The following is a 22,965-nucleotide window of genomic DNA, read 5'->3' on the forward strand; positions in this document are numbered from 1 at the left end:
GGACCATCATGGCGTCTTCACGGCCTGCCACCAATCTGAGCGCGATAGCAGCGGCACTCGGCGTGTCGGTTGCAACCGTGTCCAATGCGCTGTCTGGCAAGGGTCGGGTTTCGCCGGAGCTGGTGGAGCGCATCCGCAAGACCGCAAGCGAGCTTGGTTATGTGCCGAGTTCGGCGGGCAGGGCGCTTCGCACCGGCAAGAGCGGCGTTCTGGGGCTGGTTCTGCCCGATATTGCCAATCCTCTTTTCCCGCAGATCGCACAGGCCATCGAAAAGGCGGCCGTCAATGCCGGTTACGGTGTGCTGATCGCCGACTCGCGCGGTGAGATCGCCATGCAGACGGATGCCATCAACCGTCTGATCGAGCGCGGGGTGGATGGCATGGTGGTCGTTCCCCGCCGGGGCACGCGCATCGCCGATGTCGACTGTCCGGTGGCGGTAATCGACAGTCCATCGACACCTGGAAACACAGTTGCCGCCGACCATTGGGATGGCGGCAGGCAGGTCGGCGAATATCTGGCGGGGCTTGGCCACGACAGGGTGGTGCTGGTGGGCAAGAACCGCGATTCCAACGTGCAGAACGACCGCCTTGGCGGCATTCGCGATGGGCTCGGCAAGGCCTGCACCACGCAGACGCTATGGATAGATGCCATTGAAAAGGCTGATGGCGCGGGTTGCCGTCTTGGCCTCGCTGACAGGGTTGCGGATGGTTTTACCGCCTTCGCCTGCGTATCGGACCTGCATGCGCTGCGCGCGCTTACCGAATTGCAGCGCGAGGGTATCGAGGTGCCGGAAGAGGCCAGTGTTACGGGCTTCGATGATCTGATTTTTTCGGCCGTCGTGACGCCGCCGCTGACGACGATGCGCATGGATATGGGCCGCATCGCCGATCTGGCGGTCGAGGCGCTGCTGCGCGCAATCGATGGCGAAGCGGGCTTCGAAAACGGCATCGCCGCCGAGGTGAAGGCTGAAATATCGAACATACCGATGGCGCTGATCATGCGCGGCTCCACCGGCAGAAAAAAGCATGATGCGATTGAAGCCAAAAACACGACAGCAGGAGAACTCACACCATGAAAAAAATCATTCTTGCATCAGGCACCGCCCTGATGCTGACGATGGGTGCCGCGCAGGCGCAGGACAAGACGCTGACGATCTCGGTCTATGCCTTCGCGCAGGACGAATTCAAGGAACTGGTCTATACGCCGTTCGAAAAGCAATGCGGCTGCAAGCTGGTCGTCGAGACCGGCAACAGCGTCGAACGTCTGGCCAAGATGGAGGCCAACAAGGCCAATCCGGTGGTCGATCTCGCCATCGTTTCCATGGCGGATGCGCTTTCCGCCACCCGCAAGGACCTGATCCAGAAGATCGACGCTTCCAAGGTCCCGAATATCGACAAGCTCTATGATATCGCCAAGGACCCGAATGGCGACGGCATGAGCGTCGGCGTCAATTTCTACGCCACCTCAATCGTTTACCGCACCGACAAGATGAAGGTCGATAGCTGGGCCGATCTCCTCAAGGACGGCATCGTCGACCATGTCGCTTTCCCGAACGTCACCACCAATCAGGGCCCGCCGGCGCTTTACATGCTCGGCAAGGCTATCGGCAAGGATACGCCTGATCTTTCCGGCGCCATCGAGGCTGTGGGCGAAAAGAAGGATGATATTGTCACTTTCTACGTCAAATCCTCGCAGCTGGTGCAGTTGATGCAGCAGGAAGAAATCTGGGCCGCCCCGATCGGCCGCTTCTCCTGGGCGCCTTTCACCAAGCTTGACTTGCCGCTCGCCTGGGCGACGCCCAAGGAAGGCCAGACCGGCGGCATGAATGTGCTCGTGGTGCCGAAGGGTACGAAGAACGAAGATCTGGCATTGCAGTTCATGGATTTCTGGCTCTCGACCGACGTTCAGAAGGCGCTGGCCGAAAAGCTGGTGGACAGCCCGACCAACAGGGAAGTCAAGGTTTCCGACGAGGTGGCGAACAACATCACCTATGGCGACGAAACCGCAAAAAGCCTGCAGCTCATTCCTTCCGACGTGACGCTGGATAACCGCGACAAGTGGCTGTCGGAGTGGAACTCCAAGGTCGGGCAATAAGCCGGGACAGTTTCAGTCAGGAACGGGGTGATTTTCAGCGTCCGCAAGGGCTCGCCCCGTTTCAGGAAAAGCGGTTTGGTCGTCCCCTGACCGCTTTTCCAACCTTTTCAGACCGCAAGCCGGCACGCCGGCTTCAACCGTAACCGGCCGCGTGGCCGTTCAGGGAATAAACCCATGTTTCAGAACCGGGCCGAAGCGCTGGCGCTTGCCTTGCCCGCCGCTATTTTTGCGGCGGCGGTCTTTCTTGTGCCGGTCTTCATGCTTCTGTCGGAGGGCTTCCACAGCGCCGATGGCTGGACATTGTCCGCTTACGCCGATTTCTTTTCCGATCCGCTGAACCAGACGGTTTTCCTGCGCACCCTGAAGCTTGGCGCGCTTGTCACCATCGTCTCAGCGGTGGTGGGTTATGCGGCGGCTTTCGCCATCGTCAATCTTTCGCCGGGGGCAAAAGGCCATGTGGTCAATCTGGTCGTGCTGCCGCTGATGATTTCGCCGGTTGCCCGCACCTATGCCTGGATCGTCATTCTGGGCAGAACCGGCATCGTCAACCAGGCGCTGCAGGCTGTCGGCCTGAGTGACGCGCCGATCCGCATCCTGTTTTCCGAAACGGCCGTCTTCATCGGTCTTCTGCAATTGTTTCTGCCGCTGATGATCATCTCCCTCATCAGCGCGCTGGAGAATATGCCGAAGGATACCATCGCCGCCGCGCGCGTTCTCGGCGCAAACTGGTTGCAGGTGTTCTGGAAGGTCATCCTGCCGCTCACCAAGGAAGGGCTGGTTGTCGGCGGCACGCTGGTCTTCACCGGTTCGCTGACGGCCTATATCACGCCCGCCATTCTTGGCGGCTCCAAGGTGCTGATGCTGGAAACCCTGCTTTACCAGCAGGTGACGGTTTCCAACAATTTCGTCGCCGCCAGCGTCATCGCCTTCATCCTGATCGTCATGAGCTTTGCCGCCAATATCCTGCTGAAGCGCATCGCCACCGCAAGGAACAAGAAATGACCCGGCAGCTCTTCATTCCGCTCACGCTTCTGCTTGTCGTCGGTTTCCTCATCGGGCCGTTTCTCATCATCGTTGCCGCCTCGTTTTCGGCCGGCGATACGCTTGCCTTCCCGCCGCAGGGCTTTTCGCTGAAATGGATCGCCAAGGTCTTTACCGTTGAGAGCTTCCGGGAAAGCTTTGCCATGTCGATGTTCCTCGCCATCGGCGGCACCTTTGCAGCGCTCATCCTCGGCATTCCCGCCTCCTACGCCATGTCGCGCTACAAGCTGCCTTTTGCCGAGACGGTGCGCACCATCGTTTCCGCGCCGATCATTGTGCCCGGCATCATCGTGGGTCTCGCGCTGCTGCGTTATTTCGTCGTGCCCTTCGGCATCGGCATCACGCTTGCTTTGTTTCTCGCGCACACAGCCCTCATCCTGCCCTATGCGGTGCGGGTGGTATCGGCCAGCCTCAACAATCTGCGCTCGGACATCGAAGAAGCGGCGGTGCTGCTCGGCTCGTCGCGGCTCGGTGCGTTTTTCCGCGTGGTGCTGCCGAATATTCGTGGCGGCATTCTCTCTGCCTTCATTCTCGGTTTCGTGACGAGCTTCAACCAGGTGCCGGTATCGCTGTTCCTGTCGGGGCCTGGCGTGCGCACGCTGCCCATCGACATGCTGGGTTACATGGAAATCGTCTTCGATCCTTCCGTGGCCGCACTCTCTTCGCTGCTCGCCTTCCTTTCCATCGGCATCGTCTTCATGGCCGAACGTTTTCTGGGGTTCTCCCGTTATGTCTGACGCAAATTACCTTTCGCTCCAAAAAGTCTCGCTCGCTTATGGCAACAGCATTGCCGTCAAGGATCTCGATCTCGATATCCGCAAGGGCGAGCTGCTCGCGCTTCTCGGGCCTTCGGGCTGCGGCAAGACCACGACGATGCGCGCCATTGCCGGGCTGATGCCGGTGGCGGGCGGGCGTATCGATCTCGATGGGGCCGATATCACCCGTGTCGCCGCCAACAAGCGCGCCGTGGGTCTGGTGTTCCAGTCCTATGCGCTTTTCCCGCATCTGACGGTCTATGAAAACGTCGCCTTCGGCCTGAAGCTCAAGGGCATGAGCGGCAAGACGCTGGAGGACAAGGTCGCCTCCGGCCTGAAATCGGTCGGCTTGTCCAACTTCGCCTCGCGCAAGCCGGCGGAGCTTTCCGGCGGCCAGCAGCAGCGCGTGGCGCTGGCGCGCTCCATGGTCATGGAACCGAAGGTGCTCCTGCTCGATGAGCCGCTTTCCAACCTCGATGCCCGCCTGCGCCTTGAAATGCGCACCGAATTGCAGCGCGTGCAGAAGGAAACCGGCGTGACGATGATCTTCGTCACCCATGACCAGATCGAGGCCCTGGCGCTGGCTGATCGCATTGTCGTCATGAAGGGCGGTAAGATCGAACAGATCGGCACGCCGGAAGAGATTTATAACGCACCGGTTTCGTCCTTCGTGGCGGATTTCGTCGGTTTCGAAAACATCTTCGCGCTGGAAGGCGGCGCGCTCAAAACCGCAAACGGCATGACACCGCTTCCCGGACCAGTCCTTTCAGCATCCGGACTGGCCTGGCGGCCGCGCATGGTCACCCTTGGTTCAGGTCCTTTCCAGGGAACCGTGCGCGGCACCTCCTTTGCCGGCAACAGCCGCGAATATCTGCTGGATACGCCGCTTGGGCCCATCAAGGCGGAAACCGATGCGGCGCTTGCCGCCCATACGATTGGAGATACGCTCGCTTTCGATCTGCCGGTTGAAAAGGCGGCGAGCCTCAAGGTGTTCAACTGACCATGGGTGTATGGATCGATACCGATATGGGCTTTGACGATATTGCCGCCATCATGGTGGTGCAATCGTCGGGCCTTGCCATTGACGGCATTTCGCTGGTCTTCGGCAATGCGACGCTTCAGGCGGTCTGCCGCAATGCCGCCGGCGCCGTTGCCGCCTTCGGCTGGTCGATGCCGATCCATCAGGGCCGCGCCATGCCGGTGCTGGGCGCGCTCGAAACCGCGCAATGCATTCTGGGCGATAGCGGCATTCCGACCGTCGGCCAAAGCCTGCCGGATGCGCCGGCTCTGCCGAAAAGCAATGCTTTCGCCGCTCTCTGCAGCTGGCTGGAGGGAGCAGGCGAAAAGCGTGTCCTCGCGCTTGGACCGCTCACCAATATTGCCGCCCTGTGCCTTGCCCGACCTGATCTTGCGGCCAGAATTTCCGATCTGACCTGGATGGGTGGCGGCGTGACCAGCGGCAACCACACCGCCTCGGCTGAATTCAACGCCTTTGCCGATCCCGAAGCGCTGGCCATCGTGCTCTCCCACGGCTTGCCGCTGCGCATGGTCGATCTGGACGCCTGCCGCAAAGTCACCGCCTCGCCTGCCGATGTGCTGCCGATCCGCAATGCCGGTGGTAAAAACGCCGGGCTGATCGCCGATCTGCTGGAAGGTTTCATCGGCATCGCCACGAGACGCGGCCGGCCGGCCATGGCGCTTTACGATCCTGTCGCCGCCGTCGGCTTCACCTCCGACCTGCTTGGCTGGCGCCATGCACGCATCGATGTCGAACTGCACGCAGCGCTGACACGCGGGCGAACCGTGGTTGAAACGCGCCTGGAGAAGGTTCAGGCCTTCAACGCGCATTTTGCCGAAAGCGTGAATGCCGAAGCCGCGACGGCTGCCGTTCTTGAGGCGCTGCGCCAGGAGGCCGCCCGATGAAGACGCAATTCCCGACGCGCGAGCCGGCGGATCTCACCGACGATGCACTCCGCACCCGCGCGGTTGCCGCCGCACGCGGCGATGCGCCATTTGATGTTCTCATCACTGGCGGAACGCTGGTGGATGTCGTCACGGGAGAGCTTCGCGCTGCCGATATTGGCATCGTCGGCGCGCTGATCGCCAGCGTGCACGAGCGTGCAAGCCGCAGCGACGCTGCACGGATCATCGATGCGGCAGGCGCCTATGTCTCGCCCGGCCTCATCGACACGCATATGCATATTGAAAGCTCGATGGTTACACCGGCCGTCTATGCGAAGGCTGTGGTCGCCCGTGGCGTTACCACCATCGTCTGGGACCCGCATGAATTCGGCAATGTGCACGGTGTGGAAGGGGTGCGCTGGGTGGCGAAAGCAATAGAAAACCTGCCGCTGCGCGCCATTCTGCTTGCGCCGTCGTCAGTGCCGTCAGCACCGGGGCTGGAGCGCGGCGGTGCAGATTTCGACGCCGGAATTCTCGCTGATATCCTCTCCTGGCCGCAGATTGGCGGCGTTGCGGAAATCATGAACATGCGCGGCGTCATCGAGCGTGATCCGCGCATGAGCGGCATCGTGCAGGCGGGGCTCGTCTCGGAGAAGCTTCTCTGCGGCCATGCGCGCGGCCTGAAGGATGCCGATCTCAACGCCTTCATGGCGGCGGGCGTTTCTTCCGATCACGAGCTGGTCTCGGCCGAAGACCTGATGGCGAAGCTCAGGGCGGGGCTCACCATCGAGTTGCGCGGCTCGCACGATCACCTGCTGCCGGAATTCGTGGAGGCGCTGAATGCGCTGGGCCATCTGCCGCAGACGGTGACGCTCTGCACCGACGACGTGTTCCCGGATGACCTGCTGCGCGGCGGCGGACTTGACGATGTGGTACGCCGCCTTGTCGGTTATGGCCTGAAGCCGGAATGGGCGCTGCGCGCCGCAACACTGAATGCTGCGCAAAGGCTCGGCCGTGCCGATCTCGGCCTCATCGCTGCCGGCCGTCGCGCCGACATCGTCATTTTCGAGGATTTGAGCAGCTTTGCGGCCCGCCACGTTCTGGTAGGGGGCAGGGCGGTTGCGGAAGGCGGGCATATGCTCGTCGACATTCCGGCCTGTGATGCGGCGGCGCTCGAAGGCTCGATGAAGCTGCCGCTGCGTGAAGCCGATGATTTCCGCGTTGCCTCCGAGGGCGCGAGGGTGCGCCTTGCCACCATCGACCGTCCTCGCTTCACGCAATGGGGCGAGGTGGAGGCCGAGGTGAAGGACGGCTTCGTCGTTCCGCCTGAGGGCGCGACGATGATTTCCGTCACCCACCGCCACGGCAAGGCCCAGCCGGTCACCAGAACCGGCTTCCTTACCGGCTGGGGACGCTGGAACGGCGCCTTCGCCACCACTGTCTCGCATGACAGCCACAACCTCACCGTTTTTGGCGGCAATGCCGAGGACATGGCGCTCGCCGCCAATGCAGTGATAGTGGCAGGCGGCGGTATGGCTGTCGCCTCTGAAGGCAAGGTCACCGCACTGCTTCCCCTGCCGCTCTCCGGCCTCGTATCGGATGCGCCTCTTGAAGAGGTGGCAAAGGCTTTCGAAGAATTGCGCGAAGCCGTCGGCAGGGTGGTGGAATGGCAGCCGCCCTATCTCGTCTTCAAGGCTTGCTTCGGCGCCACGCTTGCCTGCAATATCGGCCCGCACCAGACGGATATGGGCATTGCCGATGTCCTGACGGGCAGGGTGATGGAAAGCCCGGTGATTGCGGTGGTGGGGTGAGCGCCGGGGCACTCTGGCTCTTTTCCCATTCCGGTGAATCGGCGCAGGCATAAGCGCGGAGATTAAACGGAGAGGGGGCCGCCCACCTGCTTTTCGGCCCAGTCATGCGCCCAGCTGGCGCGCGAGCAATAACCGCGACTGCCATCTTCGCCGAAAAACACGCCGGCCCAGAGCGGCGTCGTATCATCCGTCAGAACCCAGCCGCCGGAATCGCCCTGCGTCGGCATGGGCGTGACGAGATGTCCCAGCGCACCGCCAATCGGAATGACCGGCTGCGGCCGAAGCTCGATCTGGTCGCGAAAACAATAGGTCGAGGTGCCGTCCGTGAAGGCGTAGCTGATCGCCAGCGAACCGAGCTTGCACTTATAGGTGCCGCTTTTGCCCCTGAGGGTCACGTTTTGCCCCGGCGTCAGGCTGGCGGCCACCCCGCCCAAGGAAGACGCTGCCGGTGCTTTGGTCAGCTCGATCAGCGAGAAATCGAACATATTCACAGGCGGATCGTTGCCGGGATAGGGATTGGGTATCGGCAGTACCACGGGATCGCAGACCGTCTGCGCCGGCAAGGGATGGAGCTTGGTATGATGTATCACCGCGCCGATCCGTTTTCCCGATACGTCGAAAATATCGTTGCCGGTGTTGGCGACATGGGCGCAGGTCATGCCATATTGCTTTTTGCGCGCGTTGGTCAGCGTCCCGCCATAGGTGCCGGTGTCACCGGCGCTGGCGGTGATTTCATCACCGGCAGCAAAGGCAAGCCTTGCCCTTGGACGTTCCTCTATCCGGGCGGAAGCGAGACTCCCATTAATGAGAGCGGTTAATTGGCGAAGCGCCGCAATGTCGCTGCCGTCCTCCAGAGGCTCAGGCGCACCTTTTGCCGGGGTCTTGAGCGGGCCGTAAACGATGGTCATCACGACAGGACCGCTTTTCGTTGGGCGCGGGATTGCGTCCCACAGCGAAACGTCACGCTTGAGGTCGCGGCGCCTATATCCCTGATAGGGCGTCTGGAACGGCCATTCCGGAAAAGCCAGGGGCAATCTCCACCAGTCGCGGAAAGGGCGACCGTCAAGAAGATATTCATACCGGTAGCGCTCGCTCTCCGGCAGGACGCCATCTTCCATATCGTAAAGCAGCATCCATAACGGATCCACGTCGAGGGTGAAGCCGTGCACGATGGGGATTTTCGATGCCTCGCGCGCCAATTGCGTCATGGCATCGGAAGCGTCGAAATAGGCGCGCAGGTCCTCATAGGTCGGCATGGACGCTTACTCCGGTTTGGGTTCGAAAAATCCGGCGACGAAGGTGAAGATCGGCGCGAGCAGGCCGGCCCAGAAAACGCTGTACCATTGGTGCACGAGAAAGACCGAGCCGCTCAATGTGTAGGCCCAGAGCACGAAGGCGATGGTGGAGATGCCGGCATTCAGCATCCAGGGCTGGCCCGGCAGTCTGCGGCGATAGAGATAGATGGGCGTGCCGATGATGCCGAGGGCCAGAATGGCCCAGCTGACGATCGCGGCCTGCGTGGAGACGGCGCTGTCCGCCGCGAGCGTGCTCAGCCCATAGTGGGAATTGACCATTTTATCGACGGCAACGTAAAGGGCGACGGATTCTGCCGGGATATATTTGATCAGACGGTCGCGATAGTCATCGGGCGGCAGGTTTTTATAAGATTTAGCTTGGGCCAGACGCCCGGTAATCGCACTTTGTGGCACAACAAGTCTCGTCATGATGCTTGCCCGCGTGAGAATTTGAACAGAAATAAAATAATAAAATGCGATTATGCCGTGTATGTATACTAAATATCTGGTTGAGTCTATTGAATATTGATGTACACGGCCAATAATTCTAAATTCTACACAGTATTATTTAGCCATTGTCCCAAGGCGATTGTTGGAAGATAGCTTTACGTCTGAAAGCCACGCCGGCTCTTATGCCGGAGCGGCCGCTTTCACTCCGCCGCCAGCTCCTGCTCCACCAGTGTCGCCCAGAAGGCCGCACCCGGAACGATTGCGGCGTCGTTGAAGTCGTAGGACGTGTTGTGGTGCAGCGCGCCATCCACCGCCGGGCCGTTGCCGAGCCAGACGTAACAGCCGGGCGCTTCACCTGCGAAGAAGGCGAAATCGTCGCCGGCCGTCGAGGGCGGGAAGGCGGTGCGGGCCTTGTTGCCGAAGACGGTTTTAGCGGCTCGGAGCGCCCGTTTCGTTGCATCGGCCTCGTTGATGACAGGCGGAATGCGGCGGATGAATTCGTAATTCGCCTCGATGCCGAACATGGCTGCCGTACCCCTGGCGAGCCTGCCGATTTCCGTTTCAAGCTGGTTGCGCACGTCTGGCGCATAGGCACGCGCCGTGCCGCCGATTTCGACGAGATCGGGGATGACATTGAGCGCCTTCGGGTCACCCGCCTGCACCGAGCAGGCGCTGACGACGGCAGGTTGCAGCGGATCGACGACGCGGCCGACGATGCTTTGCAGCGAAGCGAGGAAGGTGCCCGCCGCCGTCACCGGGTCGCGGCCGAGATGCGGCTTGGCGCCGTGGGTGCCGACGCCCCTGAAGGTGACGCGCCAGCTATCGGAAGAGGCGAGCTGCGGTCCTTCCACCACGGCCATCTCGTCAATGCCAAGCCCCGGCATGTTGTGCAGGCCATAAACCGCATCGCAGGGAAACAGCGTAAAAAGCCCGTCCTCCACCATTTTTTTCGCGCCGCCGCGGCCCTCTTCGGCCGGCTGGAAGATGAAATGCACGGTGCCGGAAAAATCGCGGGTCCTTGCGAGATAACGCGCGGCACCCAGCAGCATGGCGGTGTGGCCGTCATGGCCGCAGGCATGCATTTTGCCGGGGAACTTCGATTTATAGGGCCTGTCTGGAACTTCGGGCATGGCGAGCGCATCCATATCGGCGCGAAGACCGATGCTGCGGGTGCCGTTGCCGACCTGCAGGGTGCCGACCACGCCGGTGCCGCCAAGACCGCGATGGACCTTCAATCCCGCCCTTTCGAGCAGGTCGGCGACGATGGCGCTCGTCCTCTCCTCTTCAAAGCCCAGTTCCGGATGGGCGTGGAGATCGTGGCGAAGCTCCGTCAGGAATGGCAGGTCCTCGCCGATGCGGTCCAGCAGTCTCATAGCTTGTCCTTGAATATGGGAAAAACTCACGCCATAGGTGAGCTTGTCCGAATGCCTGTTGCTTTGTTTCCTTCTAGCTGAAAAAGCCAATGAAAAGAACCCGCCGCATGTTTGCGGTTGTTGAAATGCCTGATGTTAAGAACCGGGTTGGCGTGACTGAAAATTGCGAGTGCCGTTTGCCGCCCCGTTCCTGAAAGGAAAAGACCGATGCCGCAATCCGCATCGCCCGCCGCCCAGTCCCCCGCTGCGCCGCATGAATTCTGGCAGGATATTCTTGCACCCCGCACTTTTGAAACGGCAGGCCCGCATTCCGCCTTCTTTCCGGCGGAACTGGATGATGGACGTCAGATCTGCCTGCCAATCCGGCCGCTGGCGGATGGCGAGCACGCGCTGGCCTCGCTCATCGTCAATCAGGCCTCTTTTGAGGTGCTGGAGGCGCTGGCCGCCGATCTTGCCCAGAAGCTTCTCCCCCTCAAGCCCGATGTGGTGATCGGCCTGCCGACGCTCGGGCTGACGCTCGCCGCCGCCGTTGCCCGCCACCTTGGCCATTCCCGTTACGTGCCGCTCGGGACGTCGCGCAAATTCTGGTATCTGGAGGAACTGTCGGTGCCCATGTCCTCCATCACCACCAAACAGGAAAAGCGGCTTTATATCGATCCGCGCATGTTGCCGCTCATCGAGGGCAGGCGGGTGGCGCTGGTGGATGATGTCATATCGAGCGGCAGTTCCATCATTTCAGGTCTTTCGCTTCTCGCCTCGTCCGGCATCCGGCCGGTGGTGATCGGAGCAGCCATGCTGCAATCGGATCGCTGGCGGCAAAAAATCGCTGCTTTCGGGCCGGAATGGCCGGAGCGGGTGAGGGGTGTTTTCGCCACGCCGCTGCTGAAGAAGGCGGAAGACGGCTGGCGGGATTGACGTTTCGCAATTCGCGGTAAAAGGCAAGTGGTGATAATTTCATCGTTGCCTAATTTGCGTCTTGCGGAGCCGCGAGAGATCGTCCTAAGATCATCTTCGACAGATTACAGCGGTCGGCGAAAAATGCGCCGGTTTGCTTTCGCGCGGTGTCATTCCGGCGTCTGCCCACCCCCTTTGGTCTTGCCGCTTACTGGAATTTCTTGACATGCATGCAGTGTTCGACGGTCATAATGATGTGCTGCTTCGGTTGTGGCGCAACAGCAAGGCCGGCGCCGACCCGGTTGCGGAATTCAAAAACGGCACGCGTGAAGGCCATATCGACGGTCCCCGCGCAAGGGCGGGCGGCCTTGGCGGCGGTATCTGCGCCATCTACATCCCCTCGGGCGATCTGATTTTGCAGGAGCCGGACCAGAACGGCCACTACAACACACCGCTTGCCGCCCCGCTTGAACGCCAGCCCTCGCTTGATATCGCCATGGAAAAGGCGGCGATCGCGCTGAGGCTCGATCGTGCCGGCGCCTGGCGGCTTTGCCGCTCCACGGCGGAAATCCGCAAAGCCTTTGCCGAGGATGTTTTCGCCGCCGTGCTGCATATGGAGGGCTGCGAGGCGATCGGAGCCGATCTCGACGCGCTGGAAGTGTTTTATGCCGCCGGCCTGCGCTCGCTCGGCCCGGTCTGGAGCCGGCACAATATTTTCGGCCACGGGGTTCCCTTCTCCTATCCGATGTCGCCCGATACCGCGCCCGGTCTCACCGATGCCGGTTTTGCGCTGGTGAAGGAATGCAACCGGCTCGGTATTCTAATCGATCTCGCGCATATCACCGAAAAGGGTTTCTGGGATGTGGCGAAGACCACGAACCAGCCTTTGATCGCCAGCCATTCCAATGCGCATGCGCTCACCCCCGTCGCCCGCAATCTCACCGACAGGCAGATGGATGCCATCAAGGAAAGTGGCGGTCTGGTCGGCCTCAACTATGCCGTGACCATGCTGCGGGCGGATGCGCGCGACATTGCCGACACCCCGCTTTCCGAAATGGTGCGCCACATCGACTACATGGTGGAGCGCATGGGCATCGACTGCGTGGCGCTCGGATCCGATTTCGATGGCGCGACGGTACCCGTCGGCGTTGCGGATGCGAGCGGCAATCACAATCTGGTTGCGGCGCTGAAATCGGCGGGCTACGGTGACGGAGAACTGGCCAAAATCTGCCGGGAAAACTGGCTGCGCGTCCTATCCCAGGCCTGGCATGAACCGGCCTGACGACGAATAAAAGCGAACTAAATCAATATCATAACAAAAGGGGAGATCCTATGATCAAATCGCTCAACAAGTCCATGCGTATCCTTAGCACCAGCGCTGCACTGTCGCTGATGATGCTGTCTGCGCCGCATGCTTTCGCCGCCACGCCGGCCGACACTCTGGTCGAAGGTTTCGCCATCGACGACATCATCACGCTCGATCCGGGCGAAGCATTCGAGCTGTCCGCAGCCGAAGTTACCGGCAACACCTACAGCAAGCTGGTTTCCATCGATCTCAACGACACCTCCAAGGTGATCGGCGATCTGGCCGAAAGCTGGACGACCTCCGAGGATGGTCTCACCTACACCTTCAAGCTGAAATCCGGCCTGAAATTCGCCTCCGGCAATCCGATCACCGCTGACGATGTGGCATTCTCCTTCGAGCGCGCCGTCAAGCTCGACAAGTCGCCGGCATTCCTGCTGACGCAGTTCGGCCTCAAGGGCGACAACGTCAATGAAAAAGCCAAGGCTGCGGATGCGAACACCTTCGTACTGACGGTCGACAAGCCCTATGCGCCGAGCTTCGTGCTGAACGTGCTCACCGCAACTGTCGCTTCGGTGGTCGACAAGAAGCTCATCACCGAAAAGGCGAAGTCCGTTACCCCGAGCGCCGATTACAAATACGACACGGATTTCGGTAATGAATTCCTGAAGACCGGTTATGCCGGTTCCGGCCCCTACAAGATCCTTGGCTGGAAGGCCAATGAAGCGGTCATCCTCGAGGCCAACCCGAATTATTACGGCGAGAAGCCGAAGCTGAAGCGCGTCGTCTATCGTCACATGAAGGAAAGCTCGGGCCAGCGCCTGGCGCTTGAAAACGGCGATATCGATGTGGCCCGCAACCTCGAGCCGGGCGATATGGAAGCCGTTTCCAAGAAGGAAGGCCTTGCCGTCACCTCCGCGCCGAAGGGCACCGTCTATTATTTCAGCCTCAACCAGAAGAACGAGAACCTGAAGAAGCCCGAGGTCATCGAAGCCTTCAAATATCTGGTCGATTACGACGCCATCGGTGCGACGATCATCAAGGGCATCGGCGAAATCCACCAGACCTTCCTGCCGAAGGGCCAGCTCGGCGCGCTTGACGAGAACCCCTACAAGCTCGACGTCGCCAAGGCGAAGGAACTTCTGGCCAAGGCCGGCCTGAAGGACGGCTTCACCGTGTCCATGGATGTGCGCAATACGCAGCCGGTAACCGGCATTGCCGAAAGCGTGCAGCAGACGCTGGCGCAGGCCGGCATCAAGCTCGAAATCATTCCGGGCGATGGCAAGCAGACGCTGACCAAGTACCGCGCCCGCACCCATGATATCTACATTGGCCAGTGGGGCTCGGACTATTTCGATCCGAACTCGAATGCCGAAACCTTCACCATCAACTACGACAATTCCGATGAGGGCAAGAACAAGACGCTCGCCTGGCGCAATGCCTGGGACGTTCCTGATCTGACCAAGGAAACCCAGTCGGCGCTTCTGGAGAAGGACAGCGCCAAGCGCGCCGCCATCTATGAAAACCTGCAGAAGGAAGTTCTGGCGAAGGGTCCCTTCGTCATCATCTTCCAGCAGACGGAAGTGGCGGGATATTCCGCCAAGCTCAAGGGCCTGAAGCTTGGACCGAGCTTCGACACCAACTACGTCTATACGATCTCCAAGGAATGATCCGGAAGGATCGGTCTCTTGAGCATCGTTGAAACGAACAGCCGGGCGAGGCAGGGCAAACGCCGTGCCAACGCCCGTGTGAAGGCCATTCTCGGCTTCGCCGTCACCGTCATCACCACCTTTCTGGGGTTGATGGCGGTCACATTTTTCATTGGCCGTGTGGTGCCGATCGATCCCGCACTGGCGATCGTCGGCGACCGCGCGCCTGCGCATGTGGTCGAGCGGGTGCGTGAGCAGCTCGGCCTCAACCTGCCGCTCTGGCAGCAGTTCTTTCTTTATCTGAAGCAGGCGCTTTCGGGAGATTTCGGCATCTCCGTCCTCACCACCAATCCGGTGATGGAGGATATCAAGCGGGTGTTCCCGGCGACGATCGAACTTGCGACGATCGGCACCATCATCGGCGCCGTTTTCGGCATACCGCTCGGTGTGCTTGCCGCCGTCAAGCGCGGCAGCTTTGCCGACCAGGTGGTGCGCGTCATCGGCCTCATTGGTTATTCCGTGCCGATCTTTTGGCTGGGCCTCCTGGCGCTGCTGGTGTTTTACGCTCGGCTGCAATGGGTCGCTTATCCCGGCCGCATGGATATCGTCTATGAATTCACCTTCACGCCGGTCACGGGCTTTTTCCTGATCGACGCGATCTGGCAGCGGCAATGGGACGTGTTGTGGGACCTGTTCCGCCACATCATCCTGCCAGCCTCTCTGCTCGGTTATTTTTCACTGGCCTATATCAGCCGCATGACGCGTTCCTTCATGCTGAACGAACTTGCCCAGGAATATATCGTTGCGGCGCGCGCCAAGGGGCTTTCGGAAACCCGCATCATCTGGTTCCACGCGCTGCGCAACGCCGCCGTGCCGCTGGTGACGGTGATTGCGCTATCCTATGCCGGTCTGCTCGAAGGTTCGGTGCTGACCGAAACCATCTTCGCCTGGCCGGGGCTCGGCCTTTACATCACCAATTCCCTGCAGAATGCGGATATGAATGCCGTTCTTGGCGGCACGATCGTAATTGGCGCCATCTTTGTCGGCATCAATCTCTTCTCCGATCTGCTTTACCGGACGCTCGATCCAAGGACGCGCAGCCGATGACGATTTCGACCGATACACTGAAACCTTACAGCCGCGAATGGCTGCTCTCCGACCGGCCGGCCTCGCGCAGACAGGCGCGCCTTGGCCGTGCCTATGTCATCTGGCGGCGCTTTTCGGAAAACCGGCTGGCGCTGCTGGGCCTCGGCATCATTGTTGCGCTGCTGTTCGTCGCGCTGTTTGCCAATGTGCTGGCACCGCACAATCCGGTGCAGGGCGATCTGCGCAATGCCCGGCTTCTGCCGCCGGGGACGGAAGGTTACCTGCTCGGCACGGATGATCAGGGGCGTGATATTCTCTCGCGTCTCATTCATGGCTCGCGGTTGACCCTCTTTGTCGTGCTGCTGGTGGCCATCATCGCGGCCCCCATCGGGCTCATCGTTGGCACCGTCTCGGGTTATGCCGGCGGCTGGGTGGATGCCGTTCTGATGCGCATCACCGATATCTTTCTGGCCTTTCCGAAACTGGTTCTGGCGCTGGCGCTGGTGGCCGCCCTTGGGCCGGGCATTGAAAACGCCGTGCTCGCCATCGCGGTCACCTCATGGCCGCCCTATGCGCGCATCGCACGCGCCGAAACCATGACCTTCCGCAATTCCGATTTCATCGCGGCGGTGAAACTCATGGGGGCCTCGCCTTTCCGCATCGTCCTGAAACACGTCATGCCGCTTTGCATGTCATCGCTCATCGTGCGTGTCACGCTCGATATGGCTGGCATCATCCTCACTGCCGCCGGTCTTGGCTTCCTTGGCCTTGGCGCGCAGCCGCCGCTGCCGGAATGGGGCGCGATGATCGCCTCCGGACGCCGGTTCATTCTCGATCAATGGTGGGTTGCCGCCATGCCGGGCATTGCGATCCTGATCGTCAGCCTCGGTTTCAACCTTCTGGGCGATGGCCTGCGCGATGCGCTGGACCCCAAGGAGGCGAACCAATGAGCGCACCGCTTCTGACTGTCGAGAACCTGCGCGTTTCCTTTCCCACCCGCACCGGGCTGGTGGAGGCGGTGCGCGGTGTCTCCTTCACGCTGGGACGCGAACGCCTCGGCATTGTCGGCGAATCCGGCTCCGGCAAATCGCAGACCGGCCGCGCCATCATGGGGCTGACCCCGAAAAGTGCGCGCATCGAGGCCGATGCCCTGCGCTTCGGGGATATCGATCTTCTCAAAGCTTCGGCGAAGGAAAGGCGGCTCATGCGCGGCAAGCGCATGGCCATGATCCTGCAGGACCCGAAATATTCGCTGAACCCGGTCATGCCCATCGGCCGCCAGATCATGGAAACGCTGCGCACCCATGAAAAGATCGGCAGCGGCGAGGCGCGCCAGCGCACGCTCGCCATGCTGGAAGCCGTGCAAATCCGCGATCCCGAGCGCGTCTTCGATCTTTACCCGCACGAGGTTTCAGGCGGCATGGGCCAGCGTGTCATGATCGCCATGATGCTGGTCTGCGGCCCGGAATTGCTGATCGCCGATGAGCCGACTTCGGCGCTCGACGTGACCGTTCAGCTCGAAGTGCTGGACATTCTCGACAAGCTGGTGCGGGATCGCGGCATGGGGCTGATTTTCGTCAGCCACGATCTGCGGCTGGTCTCGTCCTTCTGCGACCGTGTTCTCGTCATGTATGCCGGCAAGGTGGTGGAAGAGCTTGCTTCCGCCAATCTGAAAGAGGCGAAGCACCCCTATACGCAGGGCCTGCTGAACTGCCTGCCGGAAATCGGCGGCCACCGGCATCCGCTGCCGGTTCTGGAACGCAAGCCGGAGTGGCGCGCATGAGTTCAGTTCTTTCCGTTCGCGACATGGTGGTGGATTTCGACGGTTACATCGCGCTCGACCGCGTCAGCATCGATGTGGCAGAGGGCGAATCTTTTGGCATCGTCGGCGAGTCCGGTTCCGGCAAATCCACGCTGCTGCGCGCCATTGCCGGTCTCAACCATTTCGATGAAGGCTCCCTGATGGTGGCCGGACGCTCCTATGCCGGCAAGCGCCGCGACAAGAGCTTCTATAGCGATGTGCAGATGGTGTTTCAGGACCCCTATGGCTCGCTGCACCCGCGCCAGACGGTGGATGCGCTGCTGCTCGAACCGCTGGTCATCCACGGTCTGGATAATCGCGAGCAGCGCATTGCCCGCGCGCTGGATGAGGTGGGGCTCGGTTCCGGCTTCCGCTTCCGGTATTCGCACCAGCTTTCCGGCGGCCAGCGCCAGCGCATCGCCATTGCGCGTGCGCTGATCGTCGAGCCGAAAATCCTACTGCTGGATGAGCCGACTTCGGCCCTCGACGCCTCCATTCAGGCGGAAATCCTCAACCTGCTGGAACAGGCCCGCAAGGACCGCAATCTCACCTTCGTCATGGTCAGCCACGATCTCGGCGTCATCAGCCATATGTGCGATCGCCTTGCGGTGATGAAAAGCGGCAAGGTGGTGGAAATGTTGCAGGCGGAGGCGCTGGAAAGCCGGGAATTCAGCGCGGATTATACAAGGCAGCTGCTGGTGGCGAGCGAGGGCTTCAAGCGCGCTTGAGGTGCCGCTATAGTCGGGTCAAATGACATCTTCCGTCATTCCGGCCTTGAGCCGGAATCCAGCGACCGCGCGTCTGCGCGGTCAGAGACTCTATTGCGATCAAGGACTTGATCGCGCTGGATGCCGGGTCAAGCCCGGCATGACGGACGGTGTCGGCCAAAACAAGGTATCCAGACCATGCAACTGCGCGCATTGATGTATTTCGACGAACTGGTCCGCACCAATTCCATGCGCGCCGCGGCGGAAAATCTGAATGTCGCGCCGACGGCGGTGAGCCGGCAGATCGAGAACCTCGAATATTATTTCGGCTCGCCGCTGGTGGAGCGTTCCAGCCGCGGCGTGAAGCTGACCGCTGCGGGCGAGCTGCTCGCCGCCCGCGCCGGCAAGACGTTGCGGGAACTCGACCATGTGCACCAACTGATCGACGATCTGAAAGGCCTGCAGCGCGGCCGGGTCACGGTCTATGCCAATGGCGCGACGGTGGCGAACCTTCTCGCGCCGGTGCTGGCGCAGTTCAGCCTGAAATACCCAAAACTGCGCTTCGAGGTGCATATTACCAGCGCCCGCCAGGCGATGGAGGCGCTGGGTGCTGCGGAAGCCGATCTGGTCGTCAGCCTGTTTGCCCCGAAGGTTTCCGGTGTGAAAGTGCGCTCGCGCACCCGTATCAGCTATGACGCGATCTTTCCCGCCGGTCATGCGCTTGCCGGGCAGGCGGAAGTCTCGCTCAAGGAGCTGGCCAGCCTGCCGCTCGCCCTGCCGGACAAGAGTTTTGCTGCGCGTCAGGCCTTCGACACGCTGTTTGCCGATGGGGGCATCGAGCTTGATCCCGTCTTCATTACCAGCTCTTTGGAAATGCTGAAGGAGCTGGTGCTGGGCCACGCCGCCGCCACGCTGCTGCCGGCGCTTTCGGTGGCGCGGGAAATCCGCAGCGGCCAGATGGTCGCCGTTCCGCTCTCCGGCAAGAAGGGCATCCATACCCAGATCGATCTCTGCGTTGCGCCCGACCGGCAATTGTCCTTCGCCGCCTCCAAGCTCGCCGATTTCATCGAGCGTTTCATGCGCGAGGCGACGGCGGGATAAGCGGGATGGTTTGGTCTTTCCGCCCGGAAGGTTGATTTCCATCCGCATTTCCGTGTAGCCATTTCAGCTACACGGAGCACACAAAAATCGAGATTGTGTGTGCGCCTGCAACATGACACTCTTTTTGCAACGGGCGGTCTTCCGAGGGCAAAAAATGCCCCGGCCGCCAGACAGGGGACAATGATGCCACGCACTTATCTTTCGCAGGCGGCAACGCTTTCGCGCCGTACCGCGCTGAGCCTTGCATTGGGCACGGCGCTCTGGCTGCCGCTTTCGGTAACGGTTGCCGAAGCCGCGCCGAAAACAGCGCTGACGCTTGGCATGGCGGTGGAGCCGGCCGGTCTCGATCCGACCATCGCCGCCCCCGTCGCCATCGGCCAGGTCACCTGGCAGAATGTCTTCGAAGGTCTGGTGAAGATCGACCGAGAAGGCAAGGTGAAGCCGCAGCTTGCCGAAAGCTGGGAGATTTCTGCTGATGGCAAGACCTATACGTTCAAGCTGCGCAAGGGCGTGACCTTCCATGATGGCGAGGCCTTCGATTCCGCTGTCGCGAAATTTGCGCTGGATCGGGCGCGTGGCGAAAGCTCGGTCAATCCGCAGAAACGCTTCTTCGCCGCCATCGACAGTATCGAGACGCCGGATGCCGCAACGCTGGTGCTGAAGCTGAAGCAGCCGGCCGGCAGTCTTCTCTACTGGCTGGGTTGGCCAGCCTCCGTGATGGTGGCGCCAAAAAGCGCGGAGAATAACCGTACCACTCCTGTCGGCACCGGCCCGTTCAAATTCGTGGCCTGGGCCAAGGGCGACAAGGTCGAGTTGCAGAAGAACGACGCCTATTGGGACAAGGCCGTTTCGGTAAAGCTCGACAAGGCGACCTTCCGTTTCGTCTCCGATCCGCAGGCGCAGGCCGCTGCACTGAAATCCGGCGATATCGATGCCTTCCCGGAATTCGGCGCACCGGAACTGATGACCTCCTTCGATGGCGACGCGCGCCTCGGCACCTTCGTTGGCAATACCGAGCTGAAGGTCGTGGCCGGCATGAACAATGCCCGCAAGCCCTTTGGCGACAAGCGCGTGCGTCAGGCGCTGATGATGGCGGTGGATCGCGGCACCGTCATTGAAGGCGCCTGGTCCGGCTTCGGCACGGCCATCGGCAGCCATTACACCCCGAATGACCGCGGCTATATCGATACGACGGGCATTCACCCCTTTGATATCGACAAGGCCAAGGCGCTGCTTGCGGAAGCCGGTTATCCAGATGGTTTCAGCTTCACCATCAAGGCCCCGCAAATGGCCTATGCCCAGCGGACCTCGCAAATCCTGCAGGCGATGTTTGCCGAACTCGGCGTGACCATGACCATCGAGACCACCGAGTTTCCGGCGAAATGGGTGGCGGATGTTCTCAAAGGCGCGGATTACGACATGACCATCGTTGCCCATGCGGAGCCGATGGATATCGATATTTATGCGCGCGATCCCTATTATTTCAATTACAAGAACCCGACCTTCAACGAGGTCGTGGCGAATGTCGAAAAGACAGCGGATGCCGGCGAGCAGGAAAAGCTCTATGGTGAAGCCCAGAAAATCCTCGCGGAAGATGTGCCGGCTCTCTTCCTTTTCGTCATGCCGAAACTCGGCGTCTGGGACAAGAAGGTGAAGGGGCTGTGGGAAAACGAGCCCATTCCCTCGAATGTGCTGACGGATGTGCATTGGGAAGAGTGACGTTTGTCGATAGCCGTTTCTTCCGTCATGTCGGTCCCCGGGTCGAGCCCGAGGATGATCCGGCATCCAGCCAGCCCAAGTCCTTGGGCTGAAAGGGCTCTCTCCGCCGCGCAGATGCGCGTCGGCTGGGTTCCGGCTCGGGGCTGGAATGACGGGAGAGAGATAACTGGACCTTCGACCGCAGGCGAAACAAAGCAAGGAGAAGATGCCAGATGTTAGCCGTCCTCATCCGGCGTCTTTTAAGCCTCGTCATCACCCTGTTTGCCGTTTCCCTCATCATCTATGTCGTCATGGGCCTGCTGCCGGGCGATCCGGCGGCCATCATGCTCGGAACCTCGGCGAGCCCCGATACGCTCGCGGCGCTGCAGAAGCAGATGGGCCTCGATCAGCCGCTGCCGCTGCGTTATCTCCACTGGCTGGCCGGCGTGTTTCATGGCGATCTCGGGCAATCCTATACCTATGGCGTGCCGGTGGCGGGGCTGATCTTGGAGCGGCTCGCCGTTACCCTGCCGCTTGCGCTGCTGGCCGTTTGCCTTTCGGTGGCCATTGCCATTCCGCTCGGCGTGGCGGCGGCGCGGAGCCGTAACGGGGCGCTGGATTTTGCGGCCGGGCTGTTTTCGCATGTGGGCATTGCCGTGCCCGGTTTCTGGGTCGGCCTGCTGCTCATCATCGTTTTTTCCACCACGCTCGGCTGGATGCCGGCCGGCGGTTTTCCCGGCTGGACGCCGAGCTTTTCAGCGGGTCTCACGGCGCTCATCCTTCCGGCGGTCGCGCTGGCGCTGTCGCAGGCCGGAGTTCTTACACGCGTCTGCCGCTCCGCCGTGCTGGAAGTGATGAATGAGGATTTCGTGCGCACTGCCCGAGCCAAGGGTCTGAGCGAGCGGGTGGCGCTGTGGCGGCATGCGGTGCCGAATGCGATGATCCCCGTCGTCACCATGATCGGCCTGCAATTCACCTTCCTCATTGCCGGCGCGGTGCTGGTGGAAAATGTCTTCAACCTGCCGGGTCTCGGGCGGCTTGCCTACCAGGCGCTGACCCAGCGCGATATCGTCGTCATGCAATCCGTTGTGCTGTTTTTCTCGGCGCTGGTGATCGTCATGAATTTCGTGGTCGATATCGCCTATCTCTTCATCGATCCGAGACTGCGGGCAGGTGCGCGATGATGCGATTGATCCGTCGCCGCCCCGCCTTTGCCCTCGGCATCGCCGTCACGGTCTTTCTGGTCGCAGTCGCCCTGCTGTCGCTGGTCTGGACGCCGGTGTCCCCCACAAAGATGCAGATCGTCCAGAAGCTGAAATCGCCCTTCGTTTATGGCGGCCTCGGCACGGATCATTTCGGCCGCGACGTGTTGTCGATGTTGATGGCCGGTGCGTGGAATTCGCTCTCCACCTCCATCGCCGCCGTCGCCATTGGCGCATTTATCGGCACGACCATCGGCGTTGCGGTTGCGGCGCTGCGCGGTTTCACCGAAACCGTGGTCATGCGCATCTGCGACATCATTTTCGCCGTGCCGCCCATCCTGTCGGCCATGATGCTCGGCGCCTTCATCGGCACAGGCCGTTTTACCGCCATCATCGCCATCGCCACCTTCATGGTGCCGGTCTTTGCCCGGCTGACGCTGGGGGCGGCGTTGCAGATATGGTCGCGGGAATATGTCACCGCCGCCACCAGCATCGGCCAGAACCGCGCCAAGATCACGCTTTTCCATATCGTGCCGAATATTTCCAACCAGATCATCGTGCAGGTGACGATCCAGCTCGGTCTTGCGATATTGACGGAAGCAGGCCTTTCCTTCCTCGGTCTTGGCATGCCGCCGCCCGCCGCCACCTGGGGGCGGATGCTGGCCGATGCCCAGACCTATCTTGGCGTGGCACCCTGGCTCGCCATCATGCCCGGCCTTGCGATCGCGCTCGCCGTCTTCGGCCTCAATCTTCTCGGCGACGGCCTGCGCGACCTGCTGGACCCGCGCGATACCAGCTGACC

The 22,965-nt window shown here is 61.2% G+C and carries 21 protein-coding genes; 18 read left to right on the forward strand and 3 right to left on the reverse strand.

Annotation, left to right across the window (positions count from 1 at the left end; translation table 11 throughout):
• Nucleotides 1-8 precede the first annotated feature (8 nt).
• From FY152_22485 to FY152_22515, 7 genes are all read left to right on the forward strand, one after another.
• On the forward strand, nt 9-1,076 hold the full coding sequence (locus FY152_22485; GenBank protein UXS34862.1) for a LacI family transcriptional regulator: 1,068 nt from the start codon (nt 9-11) through the stop codon (nt 1,074-1,076).
• Nucleotides 1,073-2,095, forward strand: a complete 1,023-nt coding sequence (locus FY152_22490; protein UXS34863.1) for an ABC transporter substrate-binding protein — start codon at nt 1,073-1,075, stop codon at nt 2,093-2,095. The genes FY152_22485 and FY152_22490 overlap by 4 nt, the downstream gene beginning before the upstream one ends.
• A gap of 174 nt (nt 2,096-2,269) precedes the next feature.
• Complete coding sequence (locus tag FY152_22495) at nt 2,270-3,097, forward strand: ABC transporter permease (protein ID UXS34864.1); 828 nt, start codon at nt 2,270-2,272, stop codon at nt 3,095-3,097.
• Complete coding sequence (locus FY152_22500; protein ID UXS34865.1) at nt 3,094-3,873, forward strand: ABC transporter permease; 780 nt, start codon at nt 3,094-3,096, stop codon at nt 3,871-3,873. Before FY152_22495 ends, FY152_22500 begins: the two co-directional genes overlap by 4 nt.
• Nucleotides 3,866-4,891: an ABC transporter ATP-binding protein gene (locus FY152_22505; protein UXS34866.1), complete on the forward strand. Its 1,026-nt coding sequence runs from the start codon at nt 3,866-3,868 to the stop codon at nt 4,889-4,891. The genes FY152_22500 and FY152_22505 overlap by 8 nt, the downstream gene beginning before the upstream one ends.
• A gap of 2 nt (nt 4,892-4,893) precedes the next feature.
• Nucleotides 4,894-5,814, forward strand: a complete 921-nt coding sequence (locus tag FY152_22510; protein ID UXS34867.1) for a nucleoside hydrolase — start codon at nt 4,894-4,896, stop codon at nt 5,812-5,814.
• Nucleotides 5,811-7,604 carry an adenine deaminase gene (locus tag FY152_22515; GenBank protein ID UXS34868.1) on the forward strand — a complete coding sequence of 598 codons (1,794 nt, stop codon included), beginning with the start codon at nt 5,811-5,813 and terminating at the stop codon, nt 7,602-7,604. Before FY152_22510 ends, FY152_22515 begins: the two co-directional genes overlap by 4 nt.
• Before the next feature lie 62 nt (nt 7,605-7,666).
• On the opposite strand, the gene FY152_22520 is transcribed toward FY152_22515, so the two are convergent.
• The 3 genes from FY152_22520 to FY152_22530 all read right to left on the reverse strand — a co-directional run bounded on the left by FY152_22520 (nt 7,667) and on the right by FY152_22530 (nt 10,722).
• Nucleotides 7,667-8,860, reverse strand: coding sequence for a hypothetical protein (locus tag FY152_22520; protein ID UXS34869.1), 1,194 nt, complete (start codon nt 8,858-8,860; stop codon nt 7,667-7,669).
• A gap of 6 nt (nt 8,861-8,866) precedes the next feature.
• Entirely contained in the window at nt 8,867-9,328 is a 462-nt protein-coding gene (locus FY152_22525; protein ID UXS34870.1) for a hypothetical protein, read from the reverse strand.
• 221 nt (nt 9,329-9,549) lie between these two features.
• Nucleotides 9,550-10,722, reverse strand: coding sequence for an amidohydrolase (locus tag FY152_22530; GenBank protein UXS34871.1), 1,173 nt, complete (start codon nt 10,720-10,722; stop codon nt 9,550-9,552).
• A gap of 207 nt (nt 10,723-10,929) precedes the next feature.
• Between FY152_22530 and FY152_22535 the strand changes: the two genes are divergently transcribed.
• The 11 genes from FY152_22535 (at nt 10,930) to FY152_22585 (ending at nt 22,963) form a co-directional block, all read left to right on the forward strand.
• On the forward strand, nt 10,930-11,637 hold the full coding sequence (locus FY152_22535; protein ID UXS34872.1) for a phosphoribosyltransferase: 708 nt from the start codon (nt 10,930-10,932) through the stop codon (nt 11,635-11,637).
• A gap of 205 nt (nt 11,638-11,842) precedes the next feature.
• A complete protein-coding gene (locus FY152_22540) occupies nt 11,843-12,898 on the forward strand; it encodes a peptidase (protein UXS34873.1) in 1,056 nt (351 codons plus the stop codon).
• Nucleotides 12,899-12,948: 50 nt separating this feature from the next.
• Entirely contained in the window at nt 12,949-14,589 is a 1,641-nt protein-coding gene (locus FY152_22545) for an ABC transporter substrate-binding protein (GenBank protein UXS34874.1), read from the forward strand.
• Between the two features lie 18 nt (nt 14,590-14,607).
• Nucleotides 14,608-15,675 (forward strand): ABC transporter permease, encoded by a 1,068-nt coding sequence (locus tag FY152_22550; GenBank protein ID UXS34875.1) that lies wholly within the window; start codon nt 14,608-14,610, stop codon nt 15,673-15,675.
• Nucleotides 15,672-16,604 (forward strand): ABC transporter permease, encoded by a 933-nt coding sequence (locus FY152_22555; GenBank protein UXS34876.1) that lies wholly within the window; start codon nt 15,672-15,674, stop codon nt 16,602-16,604. The genes FY152_22550 and FY152_22555 overlap by 4 nt, the downstream gene beginning before the upstream one ends.
• A complete protein-coding gene (locus FY152_22560; protein UXS34877.1) occupies nt 16,601-17,437 on the forward strand; it encodes an ABC transporter ATP-binding protein in 837 nt (278 codons plus the stop codon). Before FY152_22555 ends, FY152_22560 begins: the two co-directional genes overlap by 4 nt.
• The gene (locus tag FY152_22565; protein ID UXS34878.1) at nt 17,434-18,183 is read left to right on the forward strand and encodes an ABC transporter ATP-binding protein; all 750 of its coding nucleotides are present in this window, start codon (nt 17,434-17,436) and stop codon (nt 18,181-18,183) included. The genes FY152_22560 and FY152_22565 overlap by 4 nt, the downstream gene beginning before the upstream one ends.
• Before the next feature lie 177 nt (nt 18,184-18,360).
• Nucleotides 18,361-19,263 (forward strand): LysR family transcriptional regulator, encoded by a 903-nt coding sequence (locus FY152_22570; protein UXS34879.1) that lies wholly within the window; start codon nt 18,361-18,363, stop codon nt 19,261-19,263.
• Nucleotides 19,264-19,446: 183 nt separating this feature from the next.
• Complete coding sequence (locus FY152_22575) at nt 19,447-20,982, forward strand: ABC transporter substrate-binding protein (protein ID UXS34880.1); 1,536 nt, start codon at nt 19,447-19,449, stop codon at nt 20,980-20,982.
• A 212-nt stretch (nt 20,983-21,194) separates the two neighbouring features.
• Complete coding sequence (locus FY152_22580) at nt 21,195-22,145, forward strand: ABC transporter permease (protein UXS34881.1); 951 nt, start codon at nt 21,195-21,197, stop codon at nt 22,143-22,145.
• Nucleotides 22,142-22,963 carry an ABC transporter permease gene (locus FY152_22585; GenBank protein ID UXS34882.1) on the forward strand — a complete coding sequence of 274 codons (822 nt, stop codon included), beginning with the start codon at nt 22,142-22,144 and terminating at the stop codon, nt 22,961-22,963. The genes FY152_22580 and FY152_22585 overlap by 4 nt, the downstream gene beginning before the upstream one ends.
• The last annotated feature ends 2 nt before the right edge of the window (nt 22,964-22,965 follow it).

Origin of the sequence: Agrobacterium tumefaciens (assembly GCA_025560025.1) — a bacterium.
In the GTDB taxonomy this organism is placed as follows: Bacteria; Pseudomonadota; Alphaproteobacteria; order Rhizobiales; family Rhizobiaceae; genus Agrobacterium.